Origin of the sequence: Paraburkholderia sp. BL21I4N1 (assembly GCF_002973525.1) — a bacterium.
In the GTDB taxonomy this organism is placed as follows: domain Bacteria; phylum Pseudomonadota; class Gammaproteobacteria; order Burkholderiales; family Burkholderiaceae; genus Paraburkholderia.
In genome coordinates, this window is record NZ_PVEN01000004.1 from 213,479 (window position 1) to 224,680 (window position 11,202).

12 protein-coding genes and 2 tRNA genes are annotated in these 11,202 nt (G+C 64.5%); 11 read left to right on the top strand and 3 right to left on the bottom strand.

What is annotated here, in order from left to right; translation table 11 throughout:
* The first annotated feature begins 84 nt into the window (after positions 1-84).
* From fdxA to B0G83_RS13425, 8 genes are all read left to right on the top strand, one after another.
* Positions 85-408 carry a ferredoxin FdxA gene (gene fdxA, locus B0G83_RS13390; RefSeq protein WP_035547417.1) on the top strand — a complete coding sequence of 108 codons (324 nt, stop codon included), beginning with the start codon at positions 85-87 and terminating at the stop codon, positions 406-408.
* 126 nt (positions 409-534) lie between these two features.
* Positions 535-610 (top strand) — tRNA-Asn (locus tag B0G83_RS13395).
* A gap of 62 nt (positions 611-672) precedes the next feature.
* Positions 673-748 (top strand) — tRNA-Asn (locus B0G83_RS13400).
* A 242-nt stretch (positions 749-990) separates the two neighbouring features.
* On the top strand, positions 991-1,467 hold the full coding sequence (locus B0G83_RS13405) for a CreA family protein (protein ID WP_105507887.1): 477 nt from the start codon (positions 991-993) through the stop codon (positions 1,465-1,467).
* 100 nt (positions 1,468-1,567) lie between these two features.
* Positions 1,568-2,398, top strand: coding sequence for an AraC family transcriptional regulator (locus B0G83_RS13410; RefSeq protein ID WP_105507888.1), 831 nt, complete (start codon positions 1,568-1,570; stop codon positions 2,396-2,398).
* Positions 2,399-2,591: 193 nt separating this feature from the next.
* A complete protein-coding gene (locus tag B0G83_RS13415; protein ID WP_105507889.1) occupies positions 2,592-3,344 on the top strand; it encodes an AzlC family ABC transporter permease in 753 nt (250 codons plus the stop codon).
* On the top strand, positions 3,341-3,664 hold the full coding sequence (locus tag B0G83_RS13420; RefSeq protein ID WP_035547428.1) for an AzlD domain-containing protein: 324 nt from the start codon (positions 3,341-3,343) through the stop codon (positions 3,662-3,664). The genes B0G83_RS13415 and B0G83_RS13420 overlap by 4 nt, the downstream gene beginning before the upstream one ends.
* A 412-nt stretch (positions 3,665-4,076) precedes the next feature.
* Positions 4,077-4,844, top strand: a complete 768-nt coding sequence (locus B0G83_RS13425) for a DUF4088 family protein (RefSeq protein WP_105507890.1) — start codon at positions 4,077-4,079, stop codon at positions 4,842-4,844.
* Positions 4,845-4,913: 69 nt separating this feature from the next.
* Here B0G83_RS13425 and B0G83_RS13430 read toward each other — a convergent pair whose 3' ends face one another.
* The 3 genes from B0G83_RS13430 to B0G83_RS13440 all read right to left on the bottom strand — a co-directional run bounded on the left by B0G83_RS13430 (position 4,914) and on the right by B0G83_RS13440 (position 7,919).
* Positions 4,914-7,133 (bottom strand): ATP-dependent helicase, encoded by a 2,220-nt coding sequence (locus B0G83_RS13430; RefSeq protein WP_105507891.1) that lies wholly within the window; start codon positions 7,131-7,133, stop codon positions 4,914-4,916.
* 63 nt (positions 7,134-7,196) lie between these two features.
* Positions 7,197-7,469 (bottom strand): hypothetical protein, encoded by a 273-nt coding sequence (locus B0G83_RS13435; RefSeq protein WP_105507892.1) that lies wholly within the window; start codon positions 7,467-7,469, stop codon positions 7,197-7,199.
* Positions 7,470-7,484: 15 nt separating this feature from the next.
* Positions 7,485-7,919, bottom strand: coding sequence for a hypothetical protein (locus B0G83_RS13440; RefSeq protein ID WP_105507893.1), 435 nt, complete (start codon positions 7,917-7,919; stop codon positions 7,485-7,487).
* Between the two features lie 327 nt (positions 7,920-8,246).
* Between B0G83_RS13440 and B0G83_RS13445 the strand changes: the two genes are divergently transcribed.
* The 3 genes from B0G83_RS13445 (at position 8,247) to B0G83_RS13455 (ending at position 11,195) form a co-directional block, all read left to right on the top strand.
* Positions 8,247-8,465: an RNA-binding S4 domain-containing protein gene (locus B0G83_RS13445; protein ID WP_035547440.1), complete on the top strand. Its 219-nt coding sequence runs from the start codon at positions 8,247-8,249 to the stop codon at positions 8,463-8,465.
* 250 nt (positions 8,466-8,715) lie between these two features.
* Positions 8,716-10,125, top strand: a complete 1,410-nt coding sequence (locus B0G83_RS13450) for an MATE family efflux transporter (RefSeq protein ID WP_105507894.1) — start codon at positions 8,716-8,718, stop codon at positions 10,123-10,125.
* 110 nt (positions 10,126-10,235) lie between these two features.
* Entirely contained in the window at positions 10,236-11,195 is a 960-nt protein-coding gene (locus B0G83_RS13455) for a bile acid:sodium symporter family protein (RefSeq protein WP_105507895.1), read from the top strand.
* The last annotated feature ends 7 nt before the right edge of the window (positions 11,196-11,202 follow it).

An 11,202-nucleotide genomic window follows, 5' to 3' on the forward strand; every position in this document is an offset into this window, starting at 1 on the left:
GCCACATACGCCTCTTGACGTTACGTTACAATAGCGCTTTTGGCGTATTCGCCTTCCCTGATTCTGCATGCAGGAGCTGCCTGAATGACTCACGTTGTGACCGAAAGCTGCATTAAGTGCCGCTATACCGACTGCGTCGATGTGTGTCCAGTGGACTGCTTTCGCGAAGGTCCCAACTTCCTCGCGATCGACCCCGACGAATGCATCGACTGCGCCGTGTGCGTGGCCGAGTGCCCGGTGAATGCCATTTATGCCGAAGAAGACGTGCCGGGCGACCAGCAGAACTTCATCGAACTGAACGCCGACCTGGCGAAAAACTGGCCGAGCATCACCAAGACCAAGGCTCCGCTGCCGGAAGCCGACGAGTTCAAGGACATAAAGGAAAAGCTGGAGCTGCTCGCTCGCTGAGCGTGGCGGCCTGTCCCCTCGGCTCGAATCTCATTGATCGATTGAAATGAAAACGAGCGGCGCAGGGTATTGACAGGCGCTTAAGCTACTCCTACAATTTCGTTTCTCTGCTGTTTGTTGTTCTGTTCCTCGATAGCTCAGTCGGTAGAGCGCCGGACTGTTAATCCGTAGGTCCCTGGTTCGAGCCCAGGTCGAGGAGCCAAGAATTGCAAAAGCCCGTTAACCAAGACGGGCTTTTTTATGTAGATCAAGTTGCACTGCTGTTCCTCGATAGCTCAGTCGGTAGAGCGCCGGACTGTTAATCCGTAGGTCCCTGGTTCGAGCCCAGGTCGAGGAGCCAAAAAATTTGAAAGGCCCGCATTCGTGCGGGCCTTTTTGTTTTTGCTCACCGGTTTTACACGAGCCACGCTTCGTTCATCGATCTCCGGATCGCAACCTCCGGCGCCCCATCACGCCAGCCCATTTGCACCAGCCCTTTCACCGGCACGCCGTTATACGATGGCGACTTCCTCGCGCGCACGTTGTTGCATCTAAGTCTCACGCCCCGTCGCGCTCCACTCACGTGCTCACTTCCGGCAATCCATGAAACCCACCTCGTTGCGCATCGCACTTGCCACTGCCGTCGCCCTGCTGCTGCCTTCGGCGCACAGCGAAGAAGTCGGCAGCGTCAATACCAATTTCCGCATCACCGGTTCCGACCGTGTCGTGGTCGAGGCCTATGACGATCCGATCGTCCAGGGCGTGACCTGTTATGTATCGCGAGCGCGCACCGGCGGCGTCAAAGGCACGCTCGGTATCGCCGAAGATCCGACCGAGGCGTCCATCGCCTGCCGTCAGGTCGGCGCGATCCATTTCACCGGACCGGTCAAGCAACAGGCCGACGTGTTCTCGGTGAGCATGTCGCTGATCTTCAAATCGCTGCACGTGGTGCGGGTGGTCGACGCGAAGCGCAATTCGCTGGTGTATCTCACGTACAGCGACCGGGTCGTCAGCGGCAGCGCGAAAAATAGCGTGAGCGCCGTGCCGATGCCGGCCGGCACGACGATTCCGCTCAAGTAACCCGTCGTCCTACGGCAAAACGCGACTAGCCCATATGCTGTCGGACGGAGCGGCAGCGCTCACGTCGCGCTACACTGAGTCGTTCCGCTGAACCCTCATCATGACCGCCGCCCATCGCTTCCAGAATTCCGCCCGCTACTGGCGCACGCCGCTGTTGCCCGGCGCGGATCTGGTCACCGCCGAATATCACGACCACGAGTTCGCGCCGCATTGGCACGACGCGTACACGATCCCGGTGATCGTCGCAGGCGCGGAGGGCTATCGGTATCGCGGCGCCGATTATGTGGCCGAGGCCGGCACCATCCCGATCATCAATCCCGGTGAACTGCATACCGGCTCGAAAGCGATCGAGGCCGGCTGGCGCTATCGCGTGATCTATGCACCGGTGGATTTCATTCACGACATCGCCAACGAAGTCACCGGCAAGCCGCAGGCGTTGCCGTGGTTCGAGCCGGGCGTGATCCGCGATCCCGATCTGGCGAGGCGGCTCGCGCGAGCGCATCGTCTGCTCGAAGCGGGCAGCGACCCGCTCGCCGCCGAGGCCGCCCTGCTCGACGCCATGTCCATGCTGCTGGTCCGCTACTCGCAAACGCAAGCGGGGCCCGCACGCCTCGCTACCGACGACGCCCGCGTCGCGCTCATGAAAGAGCGCCTGACAGGCGACCTCGTCGAGCCGGTAGCGCTCGCCGACGTGGCCCGCGCGGCGGGGCTTTCGCCGTTTCACGCGGCGCGCCTGTTCACGCAGACCACGGGCCTGCCGCCGCATGCGTGGCGCAATCAGGTGCGCTTACAGCGCGCGCTGGCGCCGTTGCGCGCGGGAGTGTCGGTCACGGATGTCGCCGCGGCCAGCGGCTTCACCGATCAGAGCCATTTCACACGGCACTTCCGGCGCATGTTCGGCGTGCCGCCCGGACGCTGGCAAGGGATTTGACCGAAACGGCGGCGGCAATGACAACGGCACACCGCCCGGGCCTACCGCTTCACCGCCGCAGCGTTCGTCACGCCGCTTCATCTTTTTGCACAACGCGTCGACGCCACGAGCGTCCGTTGCCGCCATCGCCGCAAGAACGTACAAGCCCCACCCGCCTGCCTCCCGCTATGCTTCCCGCACCAAGGAGGCAAGATTGACCCATTCCACCCCGGCCCAGCCCACCCGCCCAGGCCACCTCAAAGCATTCACCGCCGGCGCGCGCGACATCATTCCGATGATGGTCGGCGCCGCGCCCTTCGGCGTCATTTTCGGCACGCTCGTCGCCTCCGGCCCACTGCATCTATGGCACGGTCAGTTGATGTCGCTCGTCGTGTTCGCCGGCTCCGCGCAGTTCATCGCGCTCGGCCTGATCGCCGGTCATGCGAGTTTCGCGGTGATCCTGGCGACTACGCTGGTGGTCAATCTGCGTCACGTGCTGTATAGCGCGACGCTCGCGCCGCACGTCGCGCATCTGTCGGCCCGCTGGCGCTGGGCGCTCGGCGCGCTGCTCACGGACGAAGTTTTCGCGGTCGCGTGGGAGCACTACCGGCATAAGGAACCCGGCACCGTCGCTCCGCACTACTTCTTCGGCGCGGGCCTCGCGATGTACCTGAACTGGCAGCTTTGGACCGCCGTCGGCCTGCTGTTCGGCGCGGCGTTCCCCGGCCTGCAATCGCTCGGACTCGATTTCGCGATGGTCGCCACGTTCATCGCGATCGTCGTGCCGCAACTGATCGCGCTGCGCTACATCGCCGCGGCCGTCACGGCGGGCACGCTAGCCTTCTTCTGGCAGGCGTGGCCGTACAAGCTCGGCCTGCTCGGCGCCGTGTTCGCGGGCGTGGCGGTCGGCGTGCTGCTGTCGACGGCGCGTCCCACCCCGCGCGGCACCGCGGAGGCGTCGCGATGAACTACGTCGCCCTGATCCTCGGCATGGCGCTCATCACGTGGGTGATCCGCGCCGCCGTCTTCGTGCTCGGCGACCGGCTGGTATTTCCACCGCTCGTGCGCACCGCCCTCGGTTTCGTGCCGGTGACGGTGCTGACCGCGATCATCGTGCCGATGGCGGTCTCGCCGCACGGCACCCAGGCCGAACTGAGCTGGCGCAATCCGCAACTGGTCGGCGCACTCGCCGCCGTACTGGTCAGCGCGCTGACGCGGCGCCCGCTCCTGACCATCGCGGTCGGGCTGGCGGTCTTTTTTGTCTGGCAATTGGTCGTGCTTAAATAGCGGGCAGCCGCCGTCGAGCCCTCATTGACGGCGGCGATCCGCCTGTCGAACGATTCAATGGCCAGCGCCGTGACGTTTTTTGCCGCGAAGGGCGCTGGCCAGGAGTTCGGCAACCAGGCGTAAGCCAAGCGCAGCAACCAGGCGCAACAAACCAGGCACGGCAAACATCAGGCACGAACCCATTGGGCGATGCTTCCTTCTAATGCCGGCTCCCATCCGCCGCATGCCCTTAAGTTTTCCCTGAATCCGCCGATATGAAGTCGAGGTCCGCTCATCGGGATATGACGTCCCGCTGGTGACGCGGCAACAGGCAGGAAGCAATCGCGCCGGCATCACGGGTCGCGTCTCACCAGGTCCATGCGCGGCCGGACGACGCGACGAAGCCGCGCGGCAGGACCAAACGGGATAACACATGGGTCAAATTACCCTCACGCTCAAAGACGAGACCATTGCGACGCTGCGCAAGGATTTCGACGCTTTTCTGCGGGTTTCGCTGAAGCTCGATCCGCAGTTCGCGACGCCGTCTTTCGAGGATTTCTTGCGCGCCAAGTTGCTCGACAACATGGTGCCGTTGACCGAACACGCCGTGCAGCGAATGCTGCAAGGCGGCCAGTACGCCTGGGCCAAACGTACGCTGGACAAGGAATTCCCGGACGTCGTCGCGATTCTGATGCGGCAGGCGGGCGAATTCGGTTTCGGCTTCGCGGCGCGTTCTGAATGGACGCCGGAAGAGCTCGCCAAGCAGTGCCGCGACTGGGCGGCGGCGATCGTCAAGGAAGCCGAAGGCGACGCCGCGCTGATCGATCCGCTGGCGGCGCAGATCAAAAGCGCCGCGCAGGACATCCAGGCGCTCGAGGAAGTCATGCAGACGCCGGCCTGGCGGCTGGTGGAATCGCTGCGCCAGCGGGTGTATGAGGCGAAGGTGGGATGCGAAACGGGCGTGGGCAGCACGGCGCGGGAGAAGCTCGGCGAACTGCGCGGGCTGCTGCGGCTGGGCATTTCGCACGGCTCGTTCCAGAAGCAGGAAGCGCAACAGATCATGGAATATTTGCGCCTGCTCAAACCGGAGATTTTCGTCGAAGAGCCGTACGACGTGTTTTCGCGCCTGGCGGCCTGGCTGCGTAATTTCTTCGTACCGCCGCGCCCGGCGCCGCAACAGCAGCAGCGGCAGTCGCGGTAACGCGTTAGGTGTCCGGCGGCGGCTTGCATGCCGCCGGGGCCGTCCCACCAGGAGCGCGTCAGCGCGCCCCTAATCCCACATCTTCCTCAGCTTCGCCCCAATCTCGATCTTCGCCCGCGCGGCGGCGGCGAGCCCCGTCGCCGTGGGTGCGCTCGGGATCGCCACCCGCGGCCACGCGTAAGCGTCGAACAGCGGCATCAAATGCGCGGGAATGAAGCGCGTGCGCGACGCCCACACGTGGCGGTCGCCCATATGCGTCTGGTTGTGCACGTAGAAGCGCTGCGGCACGACGATATGCAGGTCCTCTTTCGCCCGCGTCATCGCTACGTAAAGCAGGCGGCGCTCCTCGTCGATGTCCTCTTCGCTGCCGGTGCCGAGGTCGGACGGAATGCAGCCGTCGACGCCGTTCAGCACGAACACATTGCGCCATTCCTGCCCCTTCGCCGAATGAATCGTGGACAGGATCAGATAGTCCTCGTCGAGCAGCGGGACGCCGGATTCGCCGCTGGTGGCGTCGGGCGGGTCGAGCGTCAGTTCGGTCAGGAAGCGTTCGCGCGACGGATACGTGCCCGCGATGCTCTCCATCTGCAACACATCGGCGTGACGGATCGCCGCGTCCTCGTGGTTGCGCTCCAGATGCGGCTCGTACCAGCGCCGCACCATTTCGAATTCAGACGGCCACGGAGTCTGACGGCCGTACACGCTCGACATCAGCTTGACGAACGGATGCCAGTCTTCCTGCGCGCGAGCCGGCGCGGTGAACGCGGCCAGCGCGCCGCCGGCCGTGTCGGCGGGATTGCCGGCGCCCGCGCGCGCGGCGATTTCGTCCAGCACCTTCGCGGCGGTGGCCGGCCCGACGCCGGGCAGCAATTGCACGACGCGGAACCCGGCGACGCGGTCGCGCGGATTCTCCGCCCAGCGCAACACGGCGAGCACGTCTTTCACGTGGACCGAATCCAGAAACTTCAGGCCGCCGAACTTCACGAAGGGAATGTTGCGCCGGGTCAGTTCGATCTCCAGCGCGGCGCTATGGTGCGCGGCGCGAAACAGCACCGCCTGCGACTTGAGCGTCATACCCTCCTCGCGCGCTTCGAGCACCTGTTCGACGATGTAGCGCGCCTGATCGGCTTCGTCGGCGACCGTCACGAGGCGCGGGCGTTGCGCCGAGGCCTTGTCGGTCCACAGATTCTTCGTGTAGCGCTCGCTGGCCAGTTCGATCACCGCGTTCGATGCCGCGAGAATCGGCGCGGTCGACCGGTAGTTGCGTTCGAGCGTGATCTGGCGCGCCGGTGGATCGAATTGCGCCGGAAAGTCGAGAATATTGCGCACGGTCGCGCCGCGAAACGAATAGATCGACTGGGCGTCGTCTCCGACCACGGTCAGGCCGCGGCCGTCCGGCTTCAGCGCGAGCAGGATCGACGCCTGCAAGCGGTTGGTGTCCTGATATTCATCGACCAGCACATGATCGAAGCGCGCCGACAGATCCGCCGCGATCGCCGGCTCGACCGCCATATGCGACCAGTAGAGCAACAGATCGTCGTAATCGAGCACGCTTTGCTTCTGTTTCGCGTCGACGTAACTGGCGAACAGCCGGCGCAGATCGTTTTCCCATTCACGGCACCACGGAAACGCGGTGTCGAGCACATGGGTCAGCGATGCGCCGGTGTTCACCACGCGCGAATAAATGGCGAAACAGGTGCCTTTAGCCGGAAAACGACGCTCTTTCGCGGACAAACCGAGCTCGTGGCGCACGAGATTCATCAGGTCGGCGGAGTCTTCGCGGTCGTTGATCGTGAAGGCCGGCGCGAGGCCGATCAGATCCGCGTATTCGCGCAGTAGCCGCGCGCCGACGCTATGGAAGGTGCCCGACCATGTCAGCCCCTGCGCAAGCGCGGCGCGCGCGCCGAGCGCCGCGCCTGCAATACGCGTAACCCGGCGCGTCATTTCGAGCGCCGCACGGCGGGAAAAGGTCAGCAGGAGGATGCGGCGCGGATCGGCGCCCTTCACGACGAGATTGGCGACCCGGTGCGCGAGTGTGTTGGTCTTGCCGGAGCCCGCGCCCGCAATGACCAGCAGCGCGCCTAGCGGCGCGTTCGGCGTATCGGCACCGTATTCGACCGCTTCGCGCTGCGCGTCGTTGAGCTTGGCCAGCCAACTGGCGGAGTCCGCCGAGTCGGGTGAACCGGACGCGGCGGACGTATCGGACGGCGGCGGAGAGTCGGCGACGGAAAGCACGTGGTTTCGGACACTGAGGTGAAGGGAGGATGGCGACGCATACTGTATATCCATACAACCCTTGCAGACAAGCGACCCTTATTTCGGGTCGTCCTCCCTCAGCGGCAAAGCGTGCCTTTACTGCTTCTTCGCATCCTTCACGTTGGCGTCGGCATTCGCCTTATCGGCGTCGGCCTGCGCGTCCGTCTTCTTCTTGTCCGCCTTGGCCTGGGCGACGGACGATTTCTTGTCCGCCTTCGCCTGCTCCTTCGCGGCCTTCTTGTCGGCATGCGTCACCGGCGCGGCGGCCGGATCGCTCGCCTGCGCGAACGCCACGGTCGCCATGGACGACAGGCACCCCGCGATCAACGCGGCGTAAATCTGCTTTCTGGTGGACTGGGCAATGCTCATTCGATACCTCCGTGCTTAGTGCTTCACGTCGCTGCCATCGGACTGATCGCCCGTCTGGCCTTGCATGTTCATCTTCATTTCGTTGTTGGCGGTTTGCTTATCCGCCTTCTGGTTGATCTTGGCGTCGCGCACCTGATCCTTGTACTGCGCCTTGGCGGCCTTCTGCTGGTCCTTCAGCTCCGTCTTCGACGCCTTCTTCGACGCACGGTATTCCGCATTGGCCTTGGCGTTGGCGTCGCGCTTCTGCACCAGCGGATCGGTCGAGCCCGGCGCGGTCAGCCGGGTCGGCGCCGGCGTCACCGGCTGCACGCCGGCGGCGGCGGGCGCTTGCATCTGCATCTGAGCCTGGCCGTCCGCACCCGCGGCCGGTTGCGCGGTCTGCGCGACAGCGGCGGTCGCGGCAAAGGCAGTCAGGGCGGTACCGATCAGAAGTGTACGAATCTGGGTCATGGCTAAATCCTCTCTAAAGTTGTTGTGACCGGACGTCTTATCTGGCTTCACACGGTGCCGACCCGCCGTGACGGATCTTTCGCGCAAACACCTATGCTTCGCCCGGCCTTCTCGTTGCGGGATAAATCCAGCAAGCTTCGCTACTGAGACTCACTTTACGAGTGAAATTCGTAATTCGCGAACGCTGTTACGGAACGTTTCACTTTCCGACAATTACATAACATCTGCTTGCAAAAGCCTACACAATGCCCGCTGCACAGTGCGCGCTTCATCCAGGGCAAGCTTGTGGCTTATGATGCGAACCCTTTACCTGAAGGTGCAAACGCCATGCCCAACCTCGATTTCACGCTCACCGGCGACTACGTCGAATTGCACAATCTCCTGAAGATAACGGGCCTCGCGGAAAGCGGCGGGCAGGCCAAAATGATGGTTGGCGACGGCGCGGTGACCGTCGACGGTCGGGTCGAAACGCGTAAAACGTGCAAAATCCGCGCAGGCCAGGTGGTGCTGTTCGGCGACACGCGCATCGCCGTCCACGAAGCCTGACGACACCCTCCGCGTCATGTGCGGCCCGCGCTCCGGAAATTCGGAGGACCGCACGCACCAAATTCGTGCTTCTTTGATCGACAGCGCCACGCCCAGGCAATAAGCTGTCAGTTTCGACAGACAACATACGGCCGGCTGACCGAGCCGCCGAGCTACCGCTCCTCGCCGTTTGGTCACCACTCGCCCACGCGCGACCGCTCAACGCGCGCCGGCCGTGACCCGGTCGCCACTTTCGCCGCCAGGCGCTTTCATGACTCAGTCCAGCTTCACCCGGGTGGCCTCCCGGCCGCCGACGCTTTCCCGCCATGCCGCCGACACCGCGCGGCTCGCCGCGCCGCTCGCAATCTCCCAGCTTGCGCAAATGGCCATGGCCGTCACCGACACGATCCTGCTCGGCTCGCTCGGTCCCGATGCGCTCGCCGCCGGCGGCCTCGGCGCGAACCTGTTTTTTGTCGTGGTTACGCTGTTGCAGGGCGTGCTGACCTCCGTCAGCGTGAGCGTGTCGCATGCACGCGGCGCGCAGGACGAAAGCCGCGTGCCGCATATCTACTGGACCGGCCTGGTGCTGTCCGTGCTGCTGTCGGTGCCGGCGTTCTTTCTGCTGTCGTTCGCCACGCCGATCCTGCTGGCGTTCGGCGAACCCACGCTGCTCGCGCACAACGTCGGCGAATATGCGTCCGTATTGCGCTGGGGCTCGCTCGGAAGCCTGATCGGCGTCGGCCTGATGCGCTCGTTCCTGACGGCGATCGGCGCGGCGAAACGACTGCTGTGGGTGTCGCTCGTGAGCGTCTTCGTCAACGGCTTTCTCAACTACGGGCTGATTCACGGCGCCTACGGCTTGCCACGGCTCGGCTTTCTCGGCTCGGCGGCCGCGACCTCGATCACCGTCTGGCTGAGCGCGCTGGTGTTGATGGCGCTGTTGCACCTGCGGCCGCGCTACCGCCATTTCGTCGTCGCGACGCGGCCGAACGTACCGCTGATGGGCGAATTGTTCGGCATCGGCTGGCCGGTGGCGATCACCTACGGCGTCGAGTCGACGCTGTTTCTCGCCACGGGTCTGATGGTCGGCTTGCTGGGCGAATCGCAACTGGCCGCGCATCAGATCGCGCTGAACGTTGCCTCGGTGGCCTTCATGGTGCCGCTCGCGATCGGCCAGGCGGGGAATGTGCGGGTCGGCTTCTGGTCCGGCGCCGGGCAGCCGCTCGCCGCGCGCCATGCCGGCTTCGTCGCGCTGGCGCTGGGCGTCGGCTTCATGACGCTGTCGGGCATCGTGCTGATCGCGGCGCCGCATTGGATCGTCGGTCTGTATCTGCATCTCGACGATCCGGCCAACGCGGCCACCGTCAAACTGGCGAGTTCGCTGCTCGGCGTGGCGGCGATCTTCCAGATCGTCGACGGCATGCAGACGGTCGGCTCCGGCTGTCTGCGCGGTCTGAAAGACACCCGCGTGCCGATGATTGCCGCTGCGTTCGGTTACTGGGTGATCGGCTTTCCGACCGGCTACACGCTGGCGTTTCATTTCGGCCTCGGCGCGCTCGGCCTGTGGTGGGGACTGGCCGCAGGGCTCGCGAGCGTCGCCTTGCTGATGACGCTGCGCTTTCACAAGCTGAGCTTGCGGCAGGTGCCGGTCGAAGCGGGGACAGCGGGTCCATCCGTTTAAATCGATGCGGCGGGCGGCCAGTTATACTGCCGCGCGCCGCTCATTCGACCTCGCTTTCCACAATAAAACTCGCGAAGAAACTCGCGACAAAACATCAAGGACCACCCATCATGCTCGCCCGCGTCACCCGCCTCTTTCCGCTCTGGGCCGTGCTCGTGTCGATCGCCGCGTACAGCTCGCCCGCCTCGTTCGCCGGCATCGCGCCGCATGTCACCACGCTGCTCACCATCATCATGCTGGCCATGGGCGTCACGCTTTCCGTGGCCGATTTTCAGCGTGTTTTCACGCGGCCCGCGCCGGTGGTGGCCGGCATCGTGCTGCACTATCTCGTGATGCCGCTGGCCGCCTGGGTGATCGCCAAGGCCTTGCGCATGCCGCCCGATCTGACCGCCGGCATGGTGCTGGTGGGCAGCGTGGCGAGCGGCACGGCGTCGAACGTGATGATTTACCTGGCGCGCGGCGACGTCGCGTTGTCGGTGACGATCAGCGCGCTGTCGACCCTCGTCGGTGTGTTCGCGACGCCGCTGCTCACGCGTCTGTACGTGGACGCCTCGATTGTCGTCGACGTGCACGGCATGCTGATGAGCATCCTGCAGATCGTCGCGCTGCCGATCGTGATCGGCCTCGTCGTCAATCATCTGTTCGGCAAGGTCGTGCGCAAGATCGAACCGGTCCTGCCGCTGATTTCGATGGTCGCCATCATCCTTATCATCGGCGCGCTGGTGGGCGGCACGCAGAAGAGCATCGCGTCGGTCGGTCTCGTGGTGATGCTGGGCGTGGTACTGCATAACGGCATCGGCCTGCTCGGCGGCTATTGGGGCGGCCGTCTGCTGGGCTTCGACGAAGCCGTCTGCCGCACTCTCGCGATCGAAATCGGCATGCAGAATTCCGGCCTCGCGGCCACGCTCGGCAAGCTGTATTTCACACCGATCGCCGCGCTGCCCGGCGCGCTGTTTTCGGTGTGGCACAACCTCTCCGGCTCATTGCTCGCGGGCTATTGGGCAGGACGTCCAGCGAAGGGCTCGACGCATCAGGAAGCCGAACGCGTGCTGAACGTCGAACGCGGCTAATCCCCTC

Bases quoted from the DNA above. Each gene is read 5' to 3' on its own strand.
- B0G83_RS13420 (WP_035547428.1), top strand. From the start codon at position 3,341: ATGAACTACGTCGCCCTGATCCTCGGCATGGCGCTCATCACGTGGGTG.
- fdxA (WP_035547417.1), top strand. From the start codon at position 85: ATGACTCACGTTGTGACCGAAAGCTGCATTAAGTGCCGCTATACCGAC.
- B0G83_RS13425 (WP_105507890.1), top strand. From the start codon at position 4,077: ATGGGTCAAATTACCCTCACGCTCAAAGACGAGACCATTGCGACGCTG.
- B0G83_RS13430 (WP_105507891.1), bottom strand. From the start codon at position 7,133: ATGGATATACAGTATGCGTCGCCATCCTCCCTTCACCTCAGTGTCCGA.
- B0G83_RS13440 (WP_105507893.1), bottom strand. From the start codon at position 7,919: ATGACCCAGATTCGTACACTTCTGATCGGTACCGCCCTGACTGCCTTT.
- B0G83_RS13405 (WP_105507887.1), top strand. From the start codon at position 991: ATGAAACCCACCTCGTTGCGCATCGCACTTGCCACTGCCGTCGCCCTG.
- B0G83_RS13435 (WP_105507892.1), bottom strand. From the start codon at position 7,469: ATGAGCATTGCCCAGTCCACCAGAAAGCAGATTTACGCCGCGTTGATC.
- B0G83_RS13410 (WP_105507888.1), top strand. From the start codon at position 1,568: ATGACCGCCGCCCATCGCTTCCAGAATTCCGCCCGCTACTGGCGCACG.
- B0G83_RS13455 (WP_105507895.1), top strand. From the start codon at position 10,236: ATGCTCGCCCGCGTCACCCGCCTCTTTCCGCTCTGGGCCGTGCTCGTG.
- B0G83_RS13445 (WP_035547440.1), top strand. From the start codon at position 8,247: ATGCCCAACCTCGATTTCACGCTCACCGGCGACTACGTCGAATTGCAC.
- B0G83_RS13450 (WP_105507894.1), top strand. From the start codon at position 8,716: ATGACTCAGTCCAGCTTCACCCGGGTGGCCTCCCGGCCGCCGACGCTT.